Here is a 24,291-nt window from a genome sequence, read left to right on the forward strand (position 1 = left end):
GAGCAGGCTGGAGCCGATCAGGCGCCGGGGCGCCCGACGTGGGCATGAACGCCGTCCTCCTACTCGATCACGCTCGGTCCAGGAACCGCCGCAACCCTCGCGGGTGCCCTCGGTCGGAACGGTAGCGGCGAACCACGACGCCTCGACCGCGAGCCCTTCGTCGATCGGGAGGTTGATACCTCTGGTCACGGCAGCCAGGCTCGCGGCGACCGCTGTGCCGGCGGACGGCCGGCTCGAAGTCGGTAGAGGTCGAGACCGCCCCGCACATTGGCCCACTCAGATGGCATGAATTTGGACCATACCGAGTGGGCTAATCGTCCCTAAGGTCGAAGCATGACGACCGAAACGACCGAACGAGTCGAGATCCCACCGCGGCTCGACCTGGGCCGGCACGCCGCCGACGGCTGTGCGTACAGCCTCGACATGCACACCACCGGGCGCACTTCACCGAGGCCGAGCTGGTCCAGCTCGTCCGGGCGATCGCCGTGATCAACACCTGGAACCGGGCGGCGATCCCGGCACGGGTGACGCCCGGCCAGTACGCCCCGGGACAGTTCTCGTGACCGCCACCGGGACGGAACTGGCCGACCGGCTGCGCGCGCTGCACGTGCCGGGCACGCCGCTGGTCCTGCCGAACGTGTGGGACGCCGCCGGAGCTCGCGCGGTCGTGGCGGCCGGCTTCCCCGCCGTCGCCACCGCAAGCGCCGCGATCGCCCCGACCCTCGGCTACGACGACCACGAGAGCACGCCGCCGGACGAGGTGTTCGCTGCCGTCGCCCGGATTGCTGCGGCCGTGGACGTTCCGGTGACCGCCGACATCGAACGCAGCTACCGGCTGCCCGTCGAAGAGATCGCCGCCCGGCTGCTCGCGCGCGCCGCCGACACCGCCACGTCCCTGTTCGTCGCGCTGTTCAACCTGTCGATCGCACTCGGCGCGGTGGCCGGAGCCTTCGCCGTCGACACCATCACCACGGCCACCGCCCTCTGGGCCGGCGCCGGACTCGTCCTCGCCGCAGGCGGGCGGCGGCCACCGGCGGACGAACCACACCGCACAACACCGAAGGGAACTGACCATGTCGCCCACCACTACGAACCCGATCGCCTTGCACGACCCGATCGGGCTCGGCCACAGCCAGGTCGCCGACCGAAGGCTCCGACCTCATGTTCATCGCAGGCCAGTACGCCTCCGACGCCGAGGGCACGGTGATCGCCGCCCTCGCGCTACCCGACATGCTCTTCGAGCCGGACCGCCGCCGGACCGACGTCACGACGCTGTGATGAAGCGCCATGTGTGACCTCATCGGATCGGCGCTGCGTGCGATGAGCGGCGACGCCGGCATCTCCCGACGAGATCTTCTGCGTGCCACAGGTACCGCGGTCGCAGCCTCCGCACTCGGCACCGCCGTGGCCTCATGCAGCGCCACGCCCTCCACCGCGTCCACCACGGCGACGGCGTCGGCTCCCGCGGCGCGCACCCGCCTGGTCCTGCTCGGGACGACCGGTGGGCCGACCATTCTCGACCCGGCACGGGCCGGTACGTCGACCGCGGTCGTCCATGACGGCGGGGTCCACCTCGTCGATCTCGGGTTCTCGGCGCACCAGCGACTCGTGGCAGCCGGACTCGGGGGCGGCGGGTGGGGGAACGGGTTCGGGAACCTCAGATCGATCCTGTTCACCCACATGCACTCCGACCACGTGACGGAATGGCCCGCGATCTACTCCGTTGCGTCCACGAACATCGCCGGCCGGCTCCATGACAGACCCATCGAGGTGTTCGGCCCCGGCGATCGCGGATCCCTGCCTCGGGTGTTCCCGGCGGGACGCACGGTCGGCGAGCCCATCAATCCCGAGGACCCCACGCCCGGCATCGTCGCCATGACCGGGTACTTGCGGCGGGCGTGGGCGGGCGACTTCAACGATCGGCTGCGAAACTCTTCCTTCCGGGATCCCACGGCGGTGTTCTCCGTGCACGACATCGATGTCTCGACCGTCTGGGCCGGCATCGACCCGGAAGGTATCCCACCCCGGCTCACCGAACCGATACCGGTGTGGACCGACGGAGCTGTGCGCATCACCGCAACACTCGTCGATCATCACCCGACGGCACCGGCCTTCGGATTTCGCTTCGACACGCCCGACGGCTCGATCGTGGTATCCGGGGACACGTGCCCGAGCGAGAATCTCATCGATCTTGCCCGAGGCGCGGACTACCTCGTTCATGAAGTGATCGATCCACTGTTCGTCGAAGAACTCGTGAAACAACTTCCCGCGGAACAGGCCGATCCCCTCCGCACCCACCTGCTCGAGTCCCACACGACCATCGACCAGGTCGGCCCCGTCGCCGAGGCGGCGAGAGTGGGAACCCTCGTACTGTCGCATCTGGCGCCCGCGCACAACCCGCCCGAGCGATGGCTGGAGGCCCAGAAGGGCTTTTCCGGCCGGTTGATCGTCGGCGCCGACTTGATGCAACTCCCCGTAGGCCAGGACTCGTAGGTCGGGCTACCCCGATCCCTCCGCACGTCCTCACAGAGGCAGGTCGGTGCGGGGGTGCCCGCAAGGTCGTTCGCCATGGGTTGGCGCGGCCCCCGGGGAGTACGCGACGGCGCCGGGGCGACCTCGGGACGCAACCTGACTCATCCCCCGTTTCTCCAAGTCTTGGGTTTCGGTCATCTATATTGAATAATTGTCGTGAAGCTATCATGGAAGGAATTCGCATGGCATTCTCTCGCCTCGGCGGCCTGGCCGCCATAGGCTTTGCCGTCCTGCTGCTTGGCACCAACCTGGTCCTGGTGCCCGCCGGCCTCCCGACCTTCGGCGCCGAGACCGGCGAAGTCAGTGACTTCTTCACCACCAACACCACCCTGGTCGGCGTCACCAGCGCGCTGACCCCCCTGGTCTGGATCGCGGCCGTCCTGTTTGGCGCCGCTGCGCTCCGGGTCCTGTGGCCAGCCGAACGCGCCCAGGGCGCGGCGTGGTCCCTCGTGGGGTTCGCCGGTTTGCTGCTGCAAAACGCCACTTTCACCGGGCTCATCGCCACCCGGCTCGCGCTGACCACCACCGCGCAGGACGGTACGGCGGCCGCCACGCTGTGGGCACTGCAGGAAGCGCTGCTCACGCTCAACGGCACCTACCTGGCCACCGCCATGGTCGGCCTGTCGGTCGCCGGCCTGCGCACCCGCCTCATCCGCCCTTGGCACGCCATGCTGGGGCTGCTGGCCGCCGCGCTGCAGTTCGGCGGCGCCGTCGTGGTGCCGCCCGTCATCGACGACCCCGGCCCGCTCGGATTCCTCGGCCTGACCGGCTGGCTGCTGTGGGTGGTCTGGATCGCCGGCTACGGCGTCGTCCTGATCCGCCGCGGCGACCGCTTCTCCCCGGCCCAGCGCCAGCCGCAGCCAGCCCCCACCACCCCGTGACCACACCGCGAGAATCGCCCACGGGTCTGCGCTGGGGCGCGCATTCTCTCGGCAGGAGTTGGCGCCCGCGCGTAGTGCCATGGTCGCACAGGTGTGGCGTAGGTCATGAAGCCTGATCGGCGGCACGCCCGCGCGGTCGAGTTCACACCCCCAGGTGGAGGCGCAGTGCGCGCATGCTCCCGTCGAGCAGGTCGGACAGCACCGCGGACTCGTCGTCGAGCCACACGTCGTAGGCGGCGAGCGCGATGGCGAGTGACACCCGACCGACGGTCCGGGGGAGCAGGTCGTCCGCGTGGGTGCCGGTGCGCTGGGCGACGTAGGCGGCGATGACATGGCGCCACTCCGCGTACCGCAGCACGGAGTGGGCCTGCAGTTCGGGTGTGCTGAGGATCAGGCGCATCCGTTCCCGGTGGCTCGGGCGCGCGTCGTCGGGGAAGTCGTTGAACAGCAGCACGCCGCGGTGCACGGCCTCGTGCACGGGGATGTCGTCGGACATCCGGTCGAGAATGGTGCGGAAGCCGTCGAGGGTGCGGTCGAACCGGCCCCAGGGGATGTCGTTCTTGGAGGCGTAGTAGCGGAACAGCGTGCGCCGCCCGACGCCCACCTCGCGGGCGATGTCGTCGAGGGTGGTGCGGGCGAACCCGTGCTGTTGGAAGAGTCGGAACGCCGCTTGCTCGATCTCGCCGTGCGACGTTGCGACCGGCCGTCCCCTCACGGGCGTGCGTGGGGGGTCGCCGATCGGCATGGGGCAACGCTAGTACAGGGAGAGACGTTGCCTTTTTGACCACGAGTGCCATAAGTTGCCGTGAATGCCGGTGATGCTGCAGATCGGCCGCCGCCCCGCGGCGCCGCGGTCATGGCCTGCGCGGAGAGCCCGCCGGCCGGCACACCCTGATCTACCCGACGGCCGCCTGCTCCCTCTCCGATCCGAGGTCCCCGTGCCCACTCCTGCCTGGCTGCAGAACCCCTGGAAGCAGAACCCCTGGTTCGAGTCCGTCGCCGTCGCGCAGCGCCGTGCGCGCAAGCGGCTGCCGGCCCCCGTGTACGGCGCGCTGGTCGCCGGCTCCGAGCGCGGCCAGACCGTGGCCGACAACCAGGCGGCGTTCGCCGAGCTCGGGTTCGCCCCGCACGTGGCGGGCCACCGGGCGCAGCGCTGCATGGCAACGACGGTGATGGGGCAGGAGGTCTCCCTCCCGGTGCTCATCTCACCGACCGGTGTGCAGGCGGTCCATCCCGACGGCGAGGTGGCGGTGGCGCGCGCCGCAGCCGCCCGCGGCACCGTGATGGGCCTGTCGAACTTCGCGAGCAAGCCCGTGGAGGAGGTGGTCGCGGCCTGTCCGAGCACGTTCTTCCAGATGTACTGGACCGGCGACCGCGACGTCATGGTCCAGCGCATGGAGCGGGCCCGCGCGGCGGGGGCGAAGGGCCTGATCGCCACCCTGGACTGGTCGTTCTCGATGGGGCGGGACTGGGGCAGCCCGGAGATCCCCGAGAAGGTCGACCTCGCCACGATGGTGCGGATGGCCCCGCAGGTCATCGGGAAGCCGATGTGGCTCGCGTCGTTCCTGCGCAGCGGCGGCATCCCCGACCTCACCGCGCCGAACCTCGCCCCACCCGGCGGCCCGGCCCCGACGTTCTTCGGCGCCTACTACGAGTGGATGACCACCCCGCCGCCCAGCTGGGAGGACGTGGAGTGGATGCGCCGGCAGTGGGGCGGCCCGTTCATGCTGAAGGGCGTCTGCCGGGTCGACGACGCGAAGCGGGCGGTCGATGCGGGCGTCACCGCGATCTCGGTGTCCAACCACGGCGGCAACAACCTCGACGGCACGCCTGCGGCGATCCGGATGGTGAAGCCCATCGCCGACGCAGTGGGTGGGCAGGTCGAGGTCGTCATGGACGGCGGTATCCGGCGGGGCTCGGACGTGGTCAAGGCGCTCGCGCTGGGAGCGAGGGCGGTGCTCATCGGGCGTGCTTACCTGTGGGGGCTCGCCGCGAACGGGCAGGCCGGGGTGGAGAACGTCCTTGACGTGCTGCGTAGCGGCATCGACTCCGCCCTGCTCGGCCTGGGGGTCTCCGACATCCGCGAGCTCGCCCCCGGCCACCTCATCGTCCCCGACGGTTTCCACCGCGTGCTGGGCGTCCAGGCGCCGCTCATGACGGAGAAGGTCGAGCTGCCAGGGCCGGCATGACACGGCCCGTGGGCCCGCCCCTCGGGCCTGACGGCGTCCAACGGATGACGCACGGTTCGGCGACCGCGTACCGCCTGCCCGAAGGGCGCCGGGGTCAGGCATCGTCGGCGAAGGCCGACACCACCCCGGAGCGGCTGTCGTCCTCGCTGGCGAGCACGCCGCCGTTGGCGACGATGTCGGGCGTGATCTCGTGGAAGACCATGCGGACGTCCTCGCGCCGTGCGCCGAGCAGCTCGACGGCGCTGTCGGCCACGGCCTTCGCGAAGGCGCGGCGCTGGTCCACGGACCGGCCGCGGAGCAGTTCGACGGTGATGTTGGGCATGGGGTCTCCTTCTCGGGGCAGTCAGCGTGGAAGGTACGTCGGCGGGCGTCAGCGCAGCTCGGCGATGACGGTCTTGAGCTCGGTGTAGTCCTCGAGTCCGAACGACCCGAGCTCACGACCCCACCCGGACTGCTTGAACCCTCCTCGGGGCAGCGTGACGTCGTCGGCATGCCAGGTGTTGAGCCAGACCGTGCCGGCCCGCAGCCGCGAGCCGACCCGGTGGGCCGTGCCGATGTCGCGCGACCAGACGCCCGCGGCCAGGCCGTAGACCGTGTTGTTGGCGGCGGTGACGACCTCGTCCTCGGTGTCGAACGCCACCGCGGTCACCACGGGCCCGAAGATCTCGTCGGTCTGCACCGCCATCTGCTCGGTCACCGACGTGAGGAGGGTCGGCGTCACGAAGTACCCGCGGTCGCGGGCCGGTTCCGCGCTGCCCGCGCAGAGGACGGCGCCCTCCGCGACCGCGCCGCGCAGGTAGGACAGTACTTTGTGGTGCTGCTCCGGCGAGACGAGCGGCCCCATGTCCGAGCTCGGGTCGAAGCCGTCGCCGACCCTGATGGCCGCCGCGGCGGCGGCCACGCCCTCCACGACCTCGTCGAACACTGCTCGCTGCACGTACAGCCGTGACCCGTTGACGCAGCACTGCCCTTCGTTGAAGTAGCCGCCGAGGACGGCTCCGGCCACGGCGGCGTCGAGGTCGGCGTCCGCGAAGACGATGTTGGGCGCCTTGCCGCCGAGCTCGAGCGACACCTTCTTGAGGTTGCCCGACGCCACGGCGGCGATCTTCTTGCCGACCTCGGTGCTGCCGGTGAAGGCGACCTTGTCGACCCCGGGGTGCTCGACCAGCGCGGCGCCGGTGTCGCCGTAGCCGGGCAGCACGTTCACGACCCCGGCGGGGACCCCGGCCTCCAGCAGCAGCTCGCCCAGGCGAAGCGCGGTCAGCGGGGTCTGCTCGGCTGGCTTGAGGATCACCGTGTTGCCCGCCGTGAGCGCCGGGACGATCTTGAAGCAGGCCATGAGCAGCGGGAAGTTCCACGGCACGATGGCCGCGACGACACCGATGGGCTCCCGGCGCGTGTAGGCGTGGAACGACCGGCCGGGCACCGACATCGGGATCGTCGTGCCCTCGATCTTGGTGGCCCACCCGGCGAAGTAGCGGAACAGCTCGGCGGCCGTGGCCACGTCGCCGGTCTTGGCCGCCTCGACCCGCTTGCCGTTGTCGAGGGCCTCGAGCTGGGCGAGCTCGTCGGCGTGGGCCTCGATCAGGTCGCCGATGCGCCACAGCAGGTGGGACCGCTCGCGCGGGCTCATCCGCGACCAGGGCGACGGCGCCTCGTACGCGGTGCGCGCCGCCGTGACCGCGCGGTCGACGTCCGCCGCGGACGCCTGGGCGACCTCGGCGAGCACCTCCTCGGTCGACGGGTCGACGGTGGTGAAGGTCCGGCCGTCCGCCGCGTCGACCCGGTCGGCGCCGATGAGCAGCCGTTCGGGGGAGGACAGGAACGCGCGGACCGAGGGCAGCAGTGTGGCGCGGCCGGTGGCGGTGGTGGTCATCGATGCCTTTCGTGGGGGAGCGGGTTATTTGACGACCAGGACCTTCGACCGGTCGAGGGTGAGCGCGACCGCGACGACGATGATCGCGCCGTAGAGGATCGACTCGTACGCGGCGGAGACGCCGACGAGGGACAGCCCCACCCGCAGCAGCGTGACGACGAGGGCTCCCACCAGCGTCCGCCACACGCTGCCGTGACCGCCGGTGATCGCGGTGCCGCCGACGACGATCGCCGCGACGGCGGGCAGCAGCAGGGAGTCGGCCAGCGTGGGACCCCCGCTGAACGTGCGCGCCACCAGCAGCACGGCCGCCAGCCCGGCGCAGGCACCGGACACGCAGAACGCGCCGATCTTGACCAGGTCGACCGGGATGCCGGCCAGCCGCGCCGCCGCCTCGGAGTACCCGGTGGCCCTGATCGCGCTGTCCAGCGGCGTGAACTTGATGATCAGTGCCAGCACGGCCACGACCACGACGGCGACGAGGGCGGCCGAGGGCACCAGGCGGAAGATCCGGGTGAAGCCCCAGACGATCGACGAGTCGTCGACGACGGGCACCGTCGCCGCGCCGGAGACCACCAGCGCGATCGAGGAGAAGATGCTCAATCCGCCCAGCGTGACGATGAACGACGGGATGCGGAGGAACACGTGCGCGGCGCCCTGCAGCGCGCCCGCTGCCGCCGCCACCGCGACCACGGTGGGCCAGGCCAGCCCGTCGAGGCCGGGCATCCACAGCGCGAGCAGCACCGAGGACAGCGACGCCAGCGCCGCGATCGACAGGTCGATGCCGCCGCAGAGGACGACGAGGGTGGCGCCGGCGGCGAGGACGGCCAGCGGTGCGGCCGCGTCGACCACCGCGGTGAGGCTCGACCGGCTCATGAAGTCGGGATCGGCCACGGACAGGGCGACGACCAGGCCCAGCAGGGCAAGGACGGGCATGAGGGACGTGAGCCGCTCGGACGTGGTGGGACCGGCGGTGACCACGCCCGCCTCCGCAGGCTTCCCGACGTCGGCGGGGGTACTCATACCATCTCCTTGACCAGGTCCAGGGGACTCGGTTTGCGGTCCGCGGGGCAGGGAACCTCGGTCGCGACCCGGCCGTCGCTCATCACGACCACCCGGTCGGCCATGCCGATGGCCTCCTCGAGGCTGTCGGCCAGCAGCAGCGTGGCCACCCCGCTGCCCGCCAGCTCGCGCATGAGCCGGTACACCTCGGAGCGCGCCCCGACATCGAGGCCACGGGTGGGGTGGTCCAGCAGGAGCAGGCGGACGTCGCCACCCACCAGCCAGCGGGCCAGGACGACCTTCTGCTGGTTGCCGCCGGACAGGCGCTGGATGGCGGTCCGGCGACCGGGCGTGCGGATGGAGAGCCGGTTGATCCACTTGTCGACGAGGTCGGCCTGCTTCTGCGGCACGACCACGGGCCCGGCGCAGCGCACCTGCTGCTTGGCCAGGGTCATGTTGTCGGCCACGGACATCGGCCCGACCATGCCCTCGGTCTTCCGCTCGGCCGGCACGTATCCCACGCCGGCGGCGCACGCCGCACGCGGGCTGGTGAGGGCCAGTTCCTCGCCGTCGAGCCGCACTTCTCCGGCGGCGGTCGCCACCGCGCCGAAGAGTGCCTTGCAGAGCTCCTCACGGCCCGAGCCGTGGACGCCGACCACGGCCACGATCTCCCCGGCGCGGACATCGAGGTCCACGTCGCGGAACGTCGTGCCCGTCAGGCCGCGGACGCTCAGCAGCGGTTCCTCCTCCGTGCCGGTGACGGCGGGAGTCGCGGCGCCGCCGTGGTAGTGGTCCTCGGACGCCGCCGACCCGATCATCATCTGGTGCAGCTGTCCCGGGGCGGCGTCGGCCGGGCGGATCTCGCCGACCGCTCGCCCGCCGCGCAGCACGTAGACGCGGTCGCAGACGTCGAGCACCTCGTCGAGGCGGTGGGAGACGAAGATGACGGAGGCGAACTCCCGCAGCCTGCGCACCTGCTCGAACAGGGTCTCGATCTCGCTGGACTCGAGCACGGACGTGGGCTCGTCGAGGATGATGACGGGGGAGTTGTGGGTGCGCTGCTCGATGCGCAGCACCTTGGCGATCTCGACCATCTGCCGCTCGGCGAAGGTGAGCGAGTCGGTGCGGGCCAGCGGGTCGATGGTGGACCCGATCTTGTCGAGCTGCTCCTGGGCCAGCCGGCGCATGGTGTTCCAGCGGTAGAACCCGCGACGCACCCCGGGGCCCTCGCTGCCGAGGACGATGTTCTCCGCGGCGGTGAGGTTGGGCACGAGCGACTGCTCCTGGAACACCATCCCGATGCCGTGGTTCGCCGCGTCCTCGACGCTGCGCAGCCGGACGCGCTCCCCGCGCACGGAGATCTCCCCGGCATCCGGGCGGACCAGGCCGACGAGCGCCTTGAGCAGCGTCGACTTACCCGCGCCGTTCTCCCCGGCCAGACCGAGCACCTCGCCCTGGCGGACCTCCAGGCTCACCCCGTCCAGTGCCGTGACGCCGGGGTAGGTCTTGACCAGCCCCCGGACCTCCAGCACAAGGGAGCTCACACTCATTTGACCACCTGGTTCCGATGGCGCAGCGGCGCCGCTGCGACCGCCACGGCGACGACGACGATGAGGCCCTGCACCCCGCCCTGCACGTAGGGGCTGACCCCGACCAGCACCAGCCCGTTGGTCAGGACCGTGAGGAGGAGGACCCCGACGGTGGAGTGCAGGACCCCGCCCCGTCCGCCGACCAGCAGGGTGCCGCCGACCACGGCGGCGGTGATGGCGGAGAAGCTGTAGTCGGCGCCGGCCTGCACGACGCCCGACCCGAGCTGGCTGGTCACCATCACCGCGCCCAGCCCGTAGAACGCGCCGGCCATGGTGAACACCGCGACCTTGTACGGCGCCACCCGGACACCGGACAGCGCCAGCACCTCCTCGGCGCCGCCGATCGCCATGGCGTAGCGCCCCAGCCGGGTGTAGCGCTGCACGACCCAGCCGAGGAGGACGCAGGTCGCGGCGATCCAGGTGAGGTAGGTGAACCCGAGGAAGCGGCCCGTCGCCCAGCTCCGAAGGCCGGCGTCGACCACGCCGGGCTGGACGCCCGCGAACAGCAGCGTCGCGATCCCGAGCCCGACCGCCGAGACCCCGAGCGTGGTCATGAACGACGGCACCTTCAAGGTGACCAGCAGCAGCCCGCTCAGGCCGCCCAGCGCCGCACCCAGGAGCACGGCGACGAGGACCCCGATGACGCCGTAGTCCGCGGCGTTGCGGGTGTTCTCGACCAGGAGCGCGACGGTGAGCGACGACGCGGCCATCACGCCGGCCGCGGACAGGTCGATCGAGCCGAGCAGCAGCACGAACGTGGTCCCGCAGGTGACGACGGCCAGCACGGCCGCGGCGTCGAGGATGTTCTGGACGTTGCCCAGGGTGCGGAACTGCGGGTTCAGCGCGGCGAAGACCACGACGATGACGACCAGGGCGATCAGTGGGCCTGCGGCCCCGACCGACACGCCACGGCGTCGCCGTGTGCGTGCCGGTCGGGGGTCGACGGGAGGCGCAAGGGTCACGTCAGCGGCCCCGCCATGCGGTTGAAGACGTTCCCGCACTCGAAGTCCGCGGGGTCGGTCTGCGGGTTCTGGAAGTCCGCGACGTTGTCGGAGGTGATGAGGAACTGCTCGGCGTAGAACGCGCGCTGCTCGGGGGAGATGTCGGCCATGGCGAGCTCGCCGGTGGCGACGCAGTAGCCGATGGCCAGCCCGATGCCGCCCTGCCAGGGGCCGTCGCTCGAGACCGTCGCGGTCATCGTCGACTCGCCGATGGCGGTGAGGGCGTCCGGGACGGCGTCGATGCCGACCACGGCGACCTGGCCGGCGCGGCCCGCCTGCTCCAGTGCCTGCAGCGCGCCGAGCGCCATGTCGTCGTTGGCCGCCCAGATGCCCGTGATCGCGTCCCCGTGCTTGGTGAGCAGGGTCTCGGTGACGGTGAGCGCCTCCGCGCGGGAGAAGTTGGCGGACTGCTGGTCGAGCAGCGTGACCCCCGGTGCGGCGGCGAGCGCCTCCTCCAGCCCGGCGAAGCGGTCCTTCGCGGCCGCGGTGTCCAGGACGCCCTGGAGGGCGATGATGCCGCCCGACCCGCCCATGGCCCCGAACAGCGACTCGGCGATCTGCCGCCCGGACTCGACACCGTTGTAGGTGATGTGGCTGATCCAGCGGTCGTAGTCGGTCGGCTGCAGCGCGGCCGGCTTGTTCCACTGGGTCACCAGGTAGGCGCCCGCCGCGTCCGCGGCCCGGACGATCGGCGTGGTGTCGGAGTCGCCGTTGGGCAGGACGTTGAGGACCATGCACTGCGTGTCGCCGCTCGCCAGGAGCTGGCGGATCTGCTCCTGCTGCTTGGTGGACTCCCCGTCGTAGGTCAGCCGCTGCTGTTCCAGGCCGACCGAGGCCGCGAAGGCGTCCCCGCCGTCCAGCCACGACGCCTCGTAGGGGTTGGACTCGTTGCGGACCTGACCGACCAGCTTGACCTCGGCCGGGTCGCAGGCGCCGGTGTCGCCGGAGGCGGCGGCGCCGGGGTCGGATCCGCTGCCGCAGGCGGTGACCGTCAGAGCGGCCAGGCAGAGGCTGATCAGGGTGGCGGCGGGGCGGAAGGTGAAGGTCATCGTCGATCCTCGATCTCTGGGCGCCGGGCGTTCAGTCAGGTTGGATCCGGACGGGCGGTCAACGAGCCATCCACCCTCCGTCCACGACGAGGACGTGGCCGTTGACGTAGTCGGCGGCGGGCGAGCCGAGGAACACGGCCGCGCCGGCGATGTCGTCGGCGGTGCCCCAGCGACCGGCGGGGATGCGTTCGAGGATGGCGCGCGAGCGGTCGGGGTCCGCGCGCAGTGGCGCGGTGTTGTCGGTGGCCATGTAGCCGGGTGCGATGGCGTTGACCTGCACGCCGTGCGGGCCCCACTCGTTGGCCAGCGCCTTCGTGATGCCGGCGACGCCGTGCTTGCTCGCGGCGTAGGCCGCCACCCGCAGCCCGCCCTGGAGGTCGGCGACGTCGAGGTCGATCACCTCGACGTCGCGCCCGAGATCGCGGATCTCCTTCTCGGTGGAGGTCTGGCTGCCCGGCCGGCCTGCCAGCACGAGGTCGGCGCCCGCCCGCGCCAGCCCGAACGCCACGGCCCGGCCGAGACCGCGACCGGCCCCGGTCACGAGGGCGCACCTGCCGTGCAGGTCGAACGGCGAGCGCCGCTCGCTGTTCACAGGTCTTCCAGCGTGACCGGGAAGAGGTCGGTGTAGTCGTTGTTCTCACCGGCCATCGCCCACACGAACGCGTACGAGCCCGTGCCGGCACCGGAGTGGACCGACCACGGCGGTGAGATGACCGCCTGCCGGTCCGCCACGACCAGGTGCCGGGTGGCGCCGGGGCGACCGAGGACGTGGAAGACGCGGTCGTCGGCGGCCAGGTCGACGTACAGGTACACCTCGGTGCGCCGGTCGTGCAGGTGCGGCGGCATGGTGTTCCACACCGAGCCGTCGGCCACGACGGTGACGCCGAACTGGAGCACCGACGTCTGCAGGTCCGAGCCCCAGGCGTAACGGAACAAGTGCCGCGCGCTGGCGCCCCGCGCGGAACCCACCGGCACCGGGTCGACCTCGCCGTGGTCCAGCTTGATCGTGGGGTGGGTGGCGCCGGCGGCGGCGGAGACGAAGTAGAAGGCGGCGCCGGAACCGGCGAAGGCGACCTCGCGGCCACGGCCGACGTACAGCCCGTCGAGGTGCCCGAGCTCGAACTTCTCGCCGTCGACCAGGACGTGCCCGGGCTCCCCGACGTTGATGACGCCGAGCTCACGACGCTCCAGGTGCGAGGTCCCGCCCAGGACCTCGGTCCAGGCCGGCAGGGGGAGTTGCTCGGTCCCCGGGACCGCGCCGCCGACGACCATCCGGTCGTCGTGCGTGTAGACCCCGTGCACCGCACCGGCGTGGAACAGGTTCTCGACGAGGAAGTTCTCGCGGAGCTCCGCGGTGCGTGCCGTCTCCACGCCCGCCGGTGATGCCGAGTATCGGACCTGGATCACGCGGGCTCCTCATGTGTGAACTGCGATCGCCTATGTGAACTCGGGACTGTATTGGCGGTCACACCTGTGGTCAAGCACTCGAACTCGATCCATGTACGTGAACCACGTTGGGTTAAGGTCGCCCCGTGCGTACACGGCGCATGCATGACAGGAGGTGTCTGCGATGCAGCTGCCGGTGACGACGAACGGCACCTCTGCGGGGTCGGTCAAGTCGGCCGCCCGCGCCCTGGACCTGCTCGACGAGATCGCGGCGAACGGTCCGGGAACCCAGCTGCAGCTGTCGACCCGGCTGAACATCCCCAAGAGCAGCCTCCACGCCCTCCTGCGGACGATGACCGACCGCGGATGGCTGCAGACCGACCCGACCGGCACCGTCTACCAGGTGGGGATCCGTTCGCTGGTGGCCAGCTCGGCGTACCTGACCGGGGATCCCTTCCTGCCCCGCGCCGCCGCGGTGATGGACGAGATCGCCGCCGCCACGGGGGAGACCGTGAACCTGGGCCGGCTCAACGGGGCTCACGTCATCTACACGGCGAAGCGCGAATCCGTGCAGCCCCTGCGCATGCACTCCCCGGTCGGCCGGCAGCTGCCGGCGCACACGACCGCGCTCGGTCGCGCGATCCTGGCCGAGCAACCGGAGGCCGTCCGCGCGGCCTTCGTCCCCGACACCATCGAGCCGATCACCACCTACACGGTGACCGACCGGGACGCGGTGCTGGCGATCATCGACGACGCGGCCCGGCTCGGCTACGCGGCGGAGAACGACGAGTCCTGCGTGGGGGTCCGCTGCATCGGCGTGGCGCTGCCCTTCGCCCGCCCCGCGATCGACGGGCTGAGCGTCACGGTGCCCAAGAGCCGCCTCGACGGTGGCCGCGAGGAGTTCATCATCGAAATCCTGCTGAGCGTGAAGGCCCGGCTGTCCCTCGAGCACGACAACCGCATCGTCCGCTGAGACGGCCGCCGCCCGGGCCGCCGTCCCCGGCGGCGCTCGGACGGCCTCACGGCCGACCTCCAGCAGCGGCGATGCCCTGTGGAACTCGTTGCGCAGCAGGGTCAGCGTGCAGCGGCCACGAGCGCGTCCACCTCCGCCGGGGAGAGCACCCGTTCCACCACCATCACCGCGGCTCCGATCACGCCTGCCCGCTCGCCGGAGCGGCTCGGCACGATCCGCAGGTGCTGGGTCGCCAGCGGCAGTGACCGTCGGTAGACCACCTCGCGCACCCCGGCCAGCAAGTGCTCCCCCGCGGCGGCGAGCGCGCCGCCGATCACTATCACCGACGGGTTGAGCAGGCTGACCGCCGTGGAAAGCACCTCGCCGATGTCGCGGCCCGCTCCGCGGAGCAACTGCACGGCCTCCACGGATCCGCCTCGGGCGAGTGCGACGACATCGCGGCTCGAGACGCAGTCGTACCCGCGGGAGCGAAGGGCCGCCGCGAGCGCCGCACCGGAGGCGATCGCCTCCAGGCAGCCGGTGTTCCCGCATCGGCACGGCACGTCGCCCCCGCCCGGCACGGCGACGTGACCGAGGTCGCCGGCAGCGCCCTGGGCGCCCCGGCGGATCGCGCCGTCGCTGATGATCCCGCTCCCGATCCCGGTGGCGACCTTCACCAGCATGAGGTGCTCGGTGTCGCGCCAGTGCGAGAAATGCTCGCCGAGTGCCATCACGTTGACGTCGTTGTCGACCAGTGTCGGTGTTCCGAACTCGCGGCTGAGCGCTCCGGCGACGTCGAAGCCGTCCCAGCCGGGCATGATCGGCGGATTGATCGGGCGGCCGCTCGAGTGCTCCACCGGGCCGGGCAGCCCGACGCCGATGCCGGCGAGCAGCCTGGACCTCCATGGCGTGAGCAGTTCGCGGGCGAGCGTGACGACCCGGTCGAGCACCGGCTCCGGGCCGAGGCCGATGTCGAGGTCCTCGCTCGCCTCGGCGAGCACGGCCCCGGCGAGATCGGTGACGGCGAGGCGGGCGTGCGTTGCACCGAGGTCGGCGCCGAGCACCACCCGCGCTGCGGAATCGAACCGGAAGCGGGTGGGTGGCCTGCCGCCGGTGGACGTGGCCTCCCCTGCGTTTCCGACGAGCCCGCTGGCCAGCAGGGCATCGACCCTGGCGGTCACGGTCGAGCGAGCGAGCCCGGTGCTCGCGGCCAGCTCGGCCCGGGTGCGGGCGCGCCCGTCGCGCAGCAGCTGGAAGAGCTCGCCCGCACCGGTTGTCGTGCCGGTGGGCGCCGGAGTGACTACTCCGCTCGCCTCAACCACCTCGTCAGTGAAGCACACGCCTTCCACCTCGATCGAGAGACAAGTACGACAACGAACCGACAACTTTTGCTTGTGTGCTGACAGAAGTCTGCACTAGCTTCCGCCGCGTGAGCTACGCCACTGCCGCCGTCCTGCTCGATGCGATGCCGGACGTGGTCCACGTGGGCACCCCCGACCACCTGCACACGCGGGGCACGCTCGACGGCCCGGCCCCCGGCGGCATACCGCTGTTCGCCGACGGGCCGCGCGCGGTGCGGACCTGCGAGGCGGTGCTCGCGTCGGCCGCGTCCGACAGCGGGCAGCAGGAGCCGGCATGACGCCGAAGATGGCGCTGCAGATGGCGGGAATCACGAAGTCGTTCCTCGGCGTCCCCGTGCTGCACGGGGTCGATCTCGACGTGCGTGCCGGCGAGGTGCACGCGCTGGTCGGTGAGAACGGCGCGGGCAAGTCGACCCTGCTGAAGGTGCTGTCCGGCGTGCACCCACCGGACGCAGGCACCGTGGCGATCGACGGTGAGCCGCGCGTCTTCGCCAACCCGCGCCAGGCCCAGGACGCCGGGGTCGCCATCATCCACCAGGAGTTCGCCCTGCTCCCGGAACGCACGGTGGCGCAGAACGTCTTCCTCGGGCGGGAACCGGTGCGCCGCGGCCTCGTCGACACCTCCGCCATGGAGCGCGACACCGCGGCGCTGCTCGCCGAGATCGGCGAGACCGGGTTCGGGCCCACGGAGGTGGTCCGCAGGCTGTCGGTCGCCCAGCAGCAGGTCGTCGAGATCGTCAAGGCGCTGGCCGTCGACGCCCGGATCGTCGCGATGGACGAGCCGACGGCCGCGCTCGCCGACCACGAGGTCGCGTTGCTCACCGACCTGATCCGCAGGCTCACCCGCCGCGGGATCGCCGTTCTCTACGTGTCTCACCGGCTGCCCGAGATCTTCGCGCTCGCCGATCGCATCACCGTGCTCAAGGACGGCGCTCGCGTCACGACCCGGCCGGTCGCCGAGCTCGACCCGTCCGCGCTGGTGCGGCTGATGGTCGGCCGGCCGCTCGACGCCTACTACCCGCCCCGGGCGACCGAGGTGGGCGAGGTCCGGCTCGAGGTGCGCGGGGGCACGGCGCCGGCGATCCGGGGCGTCGACCTGGAGGTGCGCGCGGGCGAGGTGGTCGGTCTCGCCGGGTTGCAAGGGGCGGGTCGCACCGAGCTGCTGCGCGCGATCTTCGGTGCCGATCCGTTGACCTCCGGCGAGGTGCGCCTCGACGGTGTGCCGGTGCGCCTGGGCTCGCCGCGGCGCGCGATCGCGGCCGGCGTCGCGTTCGTCACCGAGGACCGCAAGGCCGAGGGGCTGGCGCTGTCGCGGTCGGTCCGGGAGAACGCGTTGCTCGTGCTGCGGGCGGTGTTCCGGCGGCGCGCCCGCGCCGGTGAGGTGCGCACGCGTGACCTCCTGGCGAGCGTCGGGCTGCGTTCGGCCGGCGAGGACCAGGAGGTGCGGTTCCTGTCCGGGGGCAACCAGCAGAAGGTCGTGCTGGCGAAGTGGCTCGCCGCCGACCCGCGCGTGCTGCTGCTCGACGAGCCGACCCGCGGCATCGACGTGGGCGCGAAGGCCGCGGTGCACGAGCTCGTGCGTGCGCAGGCCGCCGCCGGGATGGCGGTGCTGCTCGTGTGCTCGGAGCTGCCGGAGTTGATCGGGATGAGCGACCGGATCGTGGTGCTGCACGAGGGCGAGGTCGCCGGGGAGCTCCCGGCAGGGGCCGCGGAGGAGGACGTGATGGCACTGGCCACCGGCGGACACCGCGCCCCGCAGGGCGACGACCGGGCGCCGGGTGATCGGGCGCCGGAAGATCGGACGGAGGTGCCGCGGTGAGCGCGGTCATGGAGGCGACGCCGCGGTCCCGGCGGGTGCTCCGGGTGCCCACCGGCCCGGCCACCGGTACCTGGGTCGCCCTCGTCCTGGTCGTGCTGCTGGCCGCCGTCGTCGTGACCGCGCGCGGCGGTGACTACTTCACCCAGGCCAACATGCTGAACATGCTCTCGCGCACCAGCGCGCTGGGCATCGTCGCGATCGGGCAGACCGTCGCGATCCTCGCCGGGTCGCTGGACCTGTCGGTGGCCTACCTGATCGGGCTGACCTCACTGATCGCGGCCGAGGTGATGGGCGGGGACCCGGCCATGATCGTTCCCGCTGTGCTCGCCGTGCTCGCCGTGTCGGCACTCGTCGGGCTCGTGAACGGGCTCGTGATCACCCGGCTGCACGTCAACGCCTTCATCGCCACGCTCGGCGTCGGACTCGTGCTCAAGGGGATCATCGAGAGCCGGTACGAGGGCCCGGCGGGCGCGGTGCCCGTGCTGTTCCAGCGGCTCGGTTACGACCGCATCGGGCCGATCCCGATCTCCGTGCTGCTCATGCTCGGCATCGCGGTGGCCATGGCGCTGATCCTGCACCGCACGCGCACCGGTCACCACGTGTACGCGGTGGGCGGGAGCGTCGACGTCGCACGGCTGTCCGGGGTGTCGACCACGCGCACCACGGTGGTCGCCCACGTGCTCTGCTCGCTGTGCGCCGGGCTGGCCGGGCTCTACCTGGCGAGCAGGCTCGGGGCGGGTGCCCCCTACGTCGGCACCGACGGCGGCTACGACCTGGAGTCGATCGCCGCGGTCGTGCTCGGCGGCACGGTGCTGGCGGGCGGGCGCGGCGGTGTCGGCGGCACCGTCGCCGGGGTCCTGCTGCTCGCGGTACTCGACAACCTGTTCGACCAGCTCGTGCTGGATGCGTTCTTCAAGGACGTGGTCCGCGGAGCGGTGATCATCCTGGCTGTGGCGGTGTACGCGCGACGGCAGCTGCGGGACCGCGCCGGGACCGCGCGCCGCCTGGGGACCGGAGGTGCGGCATGAGGCCGCCGGCACTGCTCGCCAGGATGGGCGGCGCGGCACCGGTGTTCGCCGTGCTCCTCGCGCTGCTCGTCGCGATCGCGGTCGTCAACCCGAACTTCCTGGAGCCCGCGTCGTTCCTCGCCTTCCTCAAGCGGGCCGCCCCGCTGGCGATCCTCGCCGTCGGGCAGTACTTCGTGATCGTCGCCGGTGAGTTCGACCTCTCGGTCGGGTCGCTGGTCACCGTGCAGGTCGTCGTCGCCGCCCGGCTGATCGACGGCGACGAGGCCGCGACGCTGCCCGTCGTCGTGCTGCTGCTGGGGCTGGGGCTGCTCGTCGGTCTGGTCAACGGCCTGATCACGACCCGGCTGCACGTGCCGTCGTTCGTCACCACGCTGGGCATGCTGCTGGTGCTCTCCGGCGCCGTGTTCCTGTGGACGGGCGGCGCGCCGCGGGGCTCGCTGTCGGAGGCCTTCCGCGAGGCCGGCCGGCAGGGCATCGAGATCCCCGGGTTCGGCCAGCTGCCGTGGTCGGTGCTGATCCTCGCCGCGGTGGCCGCCGGCGCGGCCCACCTCATGCGCTCCGCGTGGGGCCACACACTGGTCGCCACCGGGGACAACGACCGCGCCGCCGCGCTCGCCGGCGTCCCGGTCGCACAGGTCCGCACGGTGGCCTTCGTGCTGTCCGCGCTTGCAGCGACGGTCGCGGCGATCCTGCTCGGCGGCTTCGCCGGGGTGTCCGCGCAGGTCGGCGAGGGCCTGGAGTTCTCGGCGATCACGGCGGTCGTGCTCGGCGGGGTCGTGCTCGGCGGCGGCCGCGGCACCGTGCTCGCGGCGCTGGCCGGTGCGCTCGTGCTCGAGGCCCTGTTCACCCTGCTCAACCTGCTCGGCGTGGCGGGCGCGCTGGAATCCACGGTGCAGGGCGTGATCATCATCGCCGCGGTCGCGTTCGCGGCGCGGCGGGTGGGACGCACGCGCCGTCCCCCGTCAGTTCCCGATCCCAGCCCACAACCCGCGTGACCCACATCGGAGGGACGACCATGAAGCGATCGAGGACGCTCGCCACGGCGGCGGCGGGAGCGGTGCTCCTGCTCACCGCGGCCTGCAGCAGTGACGTGCCGGCAGGCGGGGCCGCGCCGCCCGGGACGCAGGCGGCTCCCGAGACGTCGGCCAACGAGTTCTTCGACCAGGCCGAGCACGACCGGCAGCTGGCGCTGCGCGGCGCGACCGCGGAGGGGTCGGCCGACCAGCCGTGGCTGCAGGCGCTGGAGCCCTCCTACGTCGACACCGCGCAGTACGCCGCGGAGGGGCCGCACGACATCTGCTTCTCCAACGCCTCGGTCGACAACCCGTGGCGGCAGGTGGGGTGGACCACGATGCAGGCCGAGGTCGACCTGCACCCGGACGAGATCGCGAGCTTCACCGCGCTCGACGCGGGCGCGAGCGACGACAAGCAGATCTCCGACATCCAGCAGCTCGTCGGCGGCGGCTGCGACGCCCTGATCGTCTCGCCGAACACCACCGCCACCCTGACCCCGGCCGTCGAGGCCGCGTGCGGGCAGCTCCCGGTGATCGTGTTCGACCGCGGCGTCGACACCGACTGCCCGGTCACGTTCATCCACCCCGTCGGCGGCTACGCGTTCGGGGCCACCGCCGCCGAGTTCCTCGCCGACGAGGTCGGCCAGGGCGGGAAGGTGCTCGCGCTGCGGGTGCTCCCCGGGGTGGACGTGCTGGAGAACCGGTGGGCAGCGGCCGAACGGATCTTCGCCGAGCGCGGCGTCGACGTCGTCGGCGTCGAGTTCACCGAGAACGACACCGCAGCAGCCAAGAACATCGTGTCGGACTACCTCCAGCGTGAGGGTGAGATCAACGGGATCTGGATGGACGACGGCACCGCGGCCGTCGCCGCGCTGGAGGCGTTCGAGGACGCCGGCCAGCCGCTCCCGGCGATCAGCGGGGAGGACCAGCAGCAGTTCCTGGAGAAGTGGCAGGCCGAGAACCTGACAGCGATCGCGCCGACCTACCCGACCTACCAGTGGCGGACCCCGATCCTCGCGGCCTTGCAGATCCTGCGGGGCGAGCAGGTGCCGAGCGAGTGGATCCTGCCGCAGCCCACGATCACGACCGAGAACCTCGGTCAGTACCTGCAGCCCGGCCTGCCGCCGCTGCACTACGCGCTCTGCGGTTGCCAGGAGATGCCGGAGTTCCCGGCGCGTTGGGGCGGGCAGGCGTGAGGGTCGGCGTCAACACCTGGGTGTGGGCGTCCCCCTGCGACGACGCCACGATCAGCGCCCTCGCCCCGCGGGTGGGGGAGTGGGGCTTCGACGTGCTCGAGCTGCCGGTCGAGCAGCTCGGTGACTGGGACCCCGCGCGGACCGCGAAGGTGCTCGGCGACGTGGGGCTGGGCGCGAGCGTCTGCCTGGTGATGCCGCCCGGGCGGGAGTTGGTGGCCGCCGACGCGGCCACCGTCGGCTCCACCCAGGACTACCTGCGGGGCGTCCTCGACGCCGCCGCCGCGGTCGGCGCCCCCGCGGTCGCCGGTCCGGCCTACACCTCGGTGGGCCGGACCTGGCGGCTGTCGGACGCCGAGCGCGCCACCGCGTACGCGCAGCTGCGGGAGAACCTGGCCCCGGTCGTCGAGCACGCTGCGGACGTGGGCGTGCGGATCGGCGTGGAGCCGCTCAACCGCTACGAGACCAGCCTCCTCAACACGGTGGACCAGACCCTGGAGGCGCTCGAGGGGCTGCCGGTCGAGCACATCGGCCTCGCACTCGACGCCTACCACCTCAACATCGAGGAGCGGGACCCCGCCGCTGCGGCCCGCCGGGCGGCGGGGCGCATCGTGCACGTCCAGGTGTGCGCCAACGACCGCGGCGCACCCGGCGCCGACCACATCGACTGGCCGGGCTTCCTGTCCGCCCTGGACGACGCGGGCTACGACGGCCCGCTGTGCATCGAGTCCTTCACGGCGGAGAACGCCACCATCGCGACCGCGGCCTCGATCTGGCGGCCGCTCGCCCGCACCCAGGACGCCATCGCCACCGACGGGCTCGCCTTCCTGCGGGGTCTGACGGAAACCAGCCCGTAGCGGGTAGAAGTGGATCGCGCATCGCCGGAGGTCCGTCCTGGACGAACCCGACCGCGGCACACGTCGATCCGAGGAGATCCGATGACGGCGAGCAGGACCGTGCCAGCCTCGGCCTTCGCTGCCGCGGTGACCGCACCGGCGGTCGAGCCGGCGACATGACCAGCGGCGGTTCGAGCGCAGGGCGACGATCGGCCGCAGCCACGCCCCGCGGAACGGGTCTGAGCAGCAGGGTCGTCAGCGGTTCCGGCGGCCCGATCGAGCGGGTGTGGGCGGCGGAGTGCGACCGGGCGACCGCATTCAGCTCGCTGGCCTCCATCCGGTCGGGCATCGGGTTCGCCCGCATCGGTGGCACCACCGTGGTGCATCTGCGGGGTCCGGCGAAGAAGGCGACCGAGCTGTCGTGTCCCCGCGACTCCGAGTACTTCGGTGTGGACTTCCGGGTCGGCGCCTACCTGCCGGCGTTCCCGCCCGGCCGGTTGTCGGACCTGCGCGATGCGGTGCTCCCGGTCCTGGAAGGCGGCCGGATCCTGCTCGATGGGCAGGCGTGGGAGATGCCGACGCCACAGAACCTCGACGTGTTCCTCGACCGCCTTCGGCGGGCCGGCCTGCTGGTCGTGGATCCACTCGTCGAGGAGATGTGGCACGGCGGCGCCTCCCGCAAGGTTCCCGCACGCACAGCGCAGAGCCGCTTCGCGCGCGCTGCCGGGCTTCCCCGCCGCACGCTGTTGACGATCGAGCGAGCCCGCGCGGCCGCCGGGCTGCTGCGCGCCGGTGTGGCGATCGGCGAGGTCGTCATCGCCGCGGGCTACCACGACCAGCCGCACTTGACCCGTTCGTTGCGCCGCATGATCGGTCACACCCCGGGCGAGTTGGCGCGGGGCGAGGCGTTCCTCGCGTTGTGACCTGCGGTTCGGTACAAGACTCCGCCCCCTGGTGACGGGTACGTTCTCCCGCGCATCAAGGTGATCGAACAAGGGAAAAGTCTCATGCGCCGGATCGTGAACTCCACCTACGTCACCCTCGATGGCGTCATCGAGAGCCCGCAGGACTGGCCGTCGACGGGCGGGTTCAGCGAGGACGGCAACGCGGTGCAGGCCGAATTGCTCAAGGCCTGCGATGCGGTACTGATGGGCCGACGCACGTACCACGTGTTCGCACCGGTGTGGATGTCGCTCGCCGGCGATCCGCTTGCCGATCGGATGAATGCGATGCCCAAGTATGTCGTTTCGTCGACCTTGCAGGACCCGGAGTGGCAGAACACGGTCGTCATCGACAGCGACCCTGTTGCAGCGATCACCGAGCTGAAGGCGCAGCCGGGTGCCGATATCGTGCAGTACGGCTTCGGGCCCCTCGCGCACGCGCTGATGGACGCCGGCCTGCTCGACGAGCTGCATCTGTGGGTGCACCCGTTCTTCATCGGCGCTCGATCGTCGGACGATCTCCTGAATCGCGCAGGGTCAACCGGTCGATTCGCGCTCAACGAGACGCTGACGCTCGAGAACGGAATCGTCATCCTGAGATATCGTTCCGTCGCTTGACAGGGGCAGAAGTGGATCTGCGCGGCTTCATCAGGCGGTTCGACCTGCCGGCCGGGTTCACGGCGCCGTCGCTGCTCGCCTTCGACGACATCCGAGCGTACGCGATCACCCGCGAGCATCTGGCCGGGGCCGTTCGATGGTGGTTCCGCGCATGGTCCCGGTATCGGTTGTCCATGGTCGTGGCGGCAGCGATGGACAACCGGTACTCGCGGTCTTCCCGCCCGTGATCGGCAGTATCGGGTGCGCATGGTTGCGATCACGACCATGGGCGACCGAATGTTCGCATCATGGTTGCCGGGTGGGGCCCGGTTTGCGGGTGAGCGGAACACCAGGGTTGTTCGATCTTGCATGGACAGCTCTGGTGTTCCGTTCACCCGCGAGAGGGGGCGGCTCGGCGCTGGTTCTCGTGGGAGTGGCTGCGTGGGCGCGCCGTTCCCGGCTCGGGGCGAGGTGGCTCACCCTCGTCCCGGCCTTCCCTGCGATCACTCCCCGACGCCCGCCCGGGCCGGTTCCGACGAGAACACCCCTGCCGGGTGCCACGCGTCTGGCTGTGGTGCCGGTCCGACCCTTGCCCCGGGTGTGATCAGCGAAAACGGGACCTGAGCTGCACCCTTGCGGCACACGTCTCGATCCGGCGGATCTGAGGTGCAAAGGCCCAGCCGTTCCCCGACGACCCGGCGGACCAGGCGGTGCGGCGCGGCCGCATGCGGCTCGCCCTGGTGGCGGCCATGCAACTGCTGCCGGCACGCCAGCGCGCCGTCTGGGTGCTGCGTGAGGTGCCCGGCCAACGGCCGGCCTGCCGTCGCCGCGTACGCCCCGGATCCCGACGGCGGGCACCGGCTGCACACGCTGCAGGTCTTCACCGTCACCGGTGGGAAGATCGCGCACACGGTCGTCTTCCAGGATCCCGCGGCCTTCGCCGCGTTCGAGCTCCCTGACGTCCTCGGCTGAGAGGATCGCGCGTCCGGGCGTGCGAAGGGTGCCCGCTCCTCGGCCGCCGCTGTCACTGGCACACCTGGTGCCTCGTC

At 71.7% G+C, this 24,291-nt stretch carries 25 protein-coding genes; 15 read left to right on the top strand and 10 right to left on the bottom strand.

Annotation, left to right across the window (positions count from 1 at the left end; translation table 11 throughout):
- The first annotated feature begins 559 nt into the window (after positions 1-559).
- From FB558_RS45755 to FB558_RS20010, 3 genes are all read left to right on the top strand, one after another.
- The gene (locus FB558_RS45755) at positions 560-1,207 is read left to right on the top strand and encodes an isocitrate lyase/phosphoenolpyruvate mutase family protein (protein WP_425468040.1); all 648 of its coding nucleotides are present in this window, start codon (positions 560-562) and stop codon (positions 1,205-1,207) included.
- An 80-nt stretch (positions 1,208-1,287) separates the two neighbouring features.
- Positions 1,288-2,493 carry an MBL fold metallo-hydrolase gene (locus tag FB558_RS20005; RefSeq protein ID WP_142055666.1) on the top strand — a complete coding sequence of 402 codons (1,206 nt, stop codon included), beginning with the start codon at positions 1,288-1,290 and terminating at the stop codon, positions 2,491-2,493.
- Positions 2,494-2,714: 221 nt separating this feature from the next.
- A complete protein-coding gene (locus FB558_RS20010; protein WP_211366696.1) occupies positions 2,715-3,413 on the top strand; it encodes a hypothetical protein in 699 nt (232 codons plus the stop codon).
- Positions 3,414-3,555: 142 nt separating this feature from the next.
- Here the strand turns inward: FB558_RS20010 and mftR are convergent, their stop codons facing one another.
- Entirely contained in the window at positions 3,556-4,158 is a 603-nt protein-coding gene (mftR, locus tag FB558_RS20015; RefSeq protein ID WP_142055668.1) for a mycofactocin system transcriptional regulator, read from the bottom strand.
- 193 nt (positions 4,159-4,351) lie between these two features.
- Here mftR and mftD point away from each other — a divergent pair, with 193 nt between their 5' ends.
- Positions 4,352-5,602 carry a pre-mycofactocin synthase MftD gene (gene mftD / locus FB558_RS20020; protein WP_246106624.1) on the top strand — a complete coding sequence of 417 codons (1,251 nt, stop codon included), beginning with the start codon at positions 4,352-4,354 and terminating at the stop codon, positions 5,600-5,602.
- A 94-nt stretch (positions 5,603-5,696) separates the two neighbouring features.
- Here the strand turns inward: mftD and FB558_RS20025 are convergent, their stop codons facing one another.
- The 8 genes from FB558_RS20025 to kduI are packed head-to-tail and all read right to left on the bottom strand — an operon-like array spanning position 5,697 to position 13,523.
- On the bottom strand, positions 5,697-5,924 hold the full coding sequence (locus FB558_RS20025) for a tautomerase family protein (protein ID WP_142055670.1): 228 nt from the start codon (positions 5,922-5,924) through the stop codon (positions 5,697-5,699).
- A 48-nt stretch (positions 5,925-5,972) separates the two neighbouring features.
- A complete protein-coding gene (locus FB558_RS20030) occupies positions 5,973-7,478 on the bottom strand; it encodes an aldehyde dehydrogenase family protein (RefSeq protein ID WP_142055672.1) in 1,506 nt (501 codons plus the stop codon).
- A 24-nt stretch (positions 7,479-7,502) separates the two neighbouring features.
- Positions 7,503-8,498: an ABC transporter permease gene (locus tag FB558_RS20035; RefSeq protein ID WP_142055674.1), complete on the bottom strand. Its 996-nt coding sequence runs from the start codon at positions 8,496-8,498 to the stop codon at positions 7,503-7,505.
- Positions 8,495-10,027 carry a sugar ABC transporter ATP-binding protein gene (locus tag FB558_RS20040; protein ID WP_142055677.1) on the bottom strand — a complete coding sequence of 511 codons (1,533 nt, stop codon included), beginning with the start codon at positions 10,025-10,027 and terminating at the stop codon, positions 8,495-8,497. Before FB558_RS20040 ends, FB558_RS20035 begins: the two co-directional genes overlap by 4 nt.
- Entirely contained in the window at positions 10,024-10,971 is a 948-nt protein-coding gene (locus FB558_RS20045) for an ABC transporter permease (protein ID WP_142055679.1), read from the bottom strand. Before FB558_RS20045 ends, FB558_RS20040 begins: the two co-directional genes overlap by 4 nt.
- 53 nt (positions 10,972-11,024) lie before the next feature.
- A complete protein-coding gene (locus FB558_RS20050; RefSeq protein ID WP_142055681.1) occupies positions 11,025-12,116 on the bottom strand; it encodes a sugar ABC transporter substrate-binding protein in 1,092 nt (363 codons plus the stop codon).
- Positions 12,117-12,174: 58 nt separating this feature from the next.
- Positions 12,175-12,657, bottom strand: coding sequence for an SDR family oxidoreductase (locus FB558_RS20055; RefSeq protein ID WP_281288651.1), 483 nt, complete (start codon positions 12,655-12,657; stop codon positions 12,175-12,177).
- Positions 12,658-12,704: 47 nt separating this feature from the next.
- Positions 12,705-13,523 (bottom strand): 5-dehydro-4-deoxy-D-glucuronate isomerase, encoded by an 819-nt coding sequence (gene kduI, locus FB558_RS20060; RefSeq protein ID WP_142055685.1) that lies wholly within the window; start codon positions 13,521-13,523, stop codon positions 12,705-12,707.
- Positions 13,524-13,686: 163 nt separating this feature from the next.
- Here kduI and FB558_RS20065 point away from each other — a divergent pair, with 163 nt between their 5' ends.
- Positions 13,687-14,475, top strand: a complete 789-nt coding sequence (locus FB558_RS20065) for an IclR family transcriptional regulator (RefSeq protein ID WP_142055687.1) — start codon at positions 13,687-13,689, stop codon at positions 14,473-14,475.
- Positions 14,476-14,576: 101 nt separating this feature from the next.
- Here the strand turns inward: FB558_RS20065 and FB558_RS20070 are convergent, their stop codons facing one another.
- On the bottom strand, positions 14,577-15,839 hold the full coding sequence (locus tag FB558_RS20070) for an ROK family transcriptional regulator (RefSeq protein ID WP_211366697.1): 1,263 nt from the start codon (positions 15,837-15,839) through the stop codon (positions 14,577-14,579).
- Between the two features lie 44 nt (positions 15,840-15,883).
- On the opposite strand from FB558_RS20070, the gene FB558_RS20075 reads away from it, so the two are divergent.
- From FB558_RS20075 to FB558_RS44650, 10 genes are all read left to right on the top strand, one after another.
- On the top strand, positions 15,884-16,093 hold the full coding sequence (locus tag FB558_RS20075; RefSeq protein WP_142055688.1) for a hypothetical protein: 210 nt from the start codon (positions 15,884-15,886) through the stop codon (positions 16,091-16,093).
- A complete protein-coding gene (locus tag FB558_RS20080; protein ID WP_142055690.1) occupies positions 16,090-17,634 on the top strand; it encodes a sugar ABC transporter ATP-binding protein in 1,545 nt (514 codons plus the stop codon). The genes FB558_RS20075 and FB558_RS20080 overlap by 4 nt, the downstream gene beginning before the upstream one ends.
- Complete coding sequence (locus FB558_RS20085; RefSeq protein WP_246106625.1) at positions 17,631-18,662, top strand: ABC transporter permease; 1,032 nt, start codon at positions 17,631-17,633, stop codon at positions 18,660-18,662. The genes FB558_RS20080 and FB558_RS20085 overlap by 4 nt, the downstream gene beginning before the upstream one ends.
- Positions 18,659-19,657 carry an ABC transporter permease gene (locus FB558_RS20090; protein WP_142055692.1) on the top strand — a complete coding sequence of 333 codons (999 nt, stop codon included), beginning with the start codon at positions 18,659-18,661 and terminating at the stop codon, positions 19,655-19,657. The genes FB558_RS20085 and FB558_RS20090 overlap by 4 nt, the downstream gene beginning before the upstream one ends.
- Positions 19,658-19,677: 20 nt before the next feature.
- Positions 19,678-20,871 (top strand): substrate-binding domain-containing protein, encoded by a 1,194-nt coding sequence (locus FB558_RS20095; protein WP_142055694.1) that lies wholly within the window; start codon positions 19,678-19,680, stop codon positions 20,869-20,871.
- Positions 20,868-21,725, top strand: a complete 858-nt coding sequence (locus tag FB558_RS20100) for a sugar phosphate isomerase/epimerase family protein (protein WP_142055696.1) — start codon at positions 20,868-20,870, stop codon at positions 21,723-21,725. The genes FB558_RS20095 and FB558_RS20100 overlap by 4 nt, the downstream gene beginning before the upstream one ends.
- Before the next feature lie 263 nt (positions 21,726-21,988).
- Complete coding sequence (locus tag FB558_RS20105; protein WP_170231427.1) at positions 21,989-22,627, top strand: helix-turn-helix domain-containing protein; 639 nt, start codon at positions 21,989-21,991, stop codon at positions 22,625-22,627.
- 84 nt (positions 22,628-22,711) lie between these two features.
- Complete coding sequence (locus FB558_RS20110; protein WP_142055700.1) at positions 22,712-23,263, top strand: dihydrofolate reductase family protein; 552 nt, start codon at positions 22,712-22,714, stop codon at positions 23,261-23,263.
- An 11-nt stretch (positions 23,264-23,274) separates the two neighbouring features.
- Positions 23,275-23,490 (top strand): hypothetical protein, encoded by a 216-nt coding sequence (locus FB558_RS20115; protein ID WP_142055702.1) that lies wholly within the window; start codon positions 23,275-23,277, stop codon positions 23,488-23,490.
- Between the two features lie 544 nt (positions 23,491-24,034).
- Positions 24,035-24,214, top strand: a complete 180-nt coding sequence (locus tag FB558_RS44650) for a hypothetical protein (protein WP_246106626.1) — start codon at positions 24,035-24,037, stop codon at positions 24,212-24,214.
- Positions 24,215-24,291: the final 77 nt, after the last annotated feature.

The organism is Pseudonocardia kunmingensis (genome assembly GCF_006716445.1).
Lineage (GTDB): Bacteria > Actinomycetota > Actinomycetes > Mycobacteriales > Pseudonocardiaceae > Pseudonocardia > Pseudonocardia kunmingensis.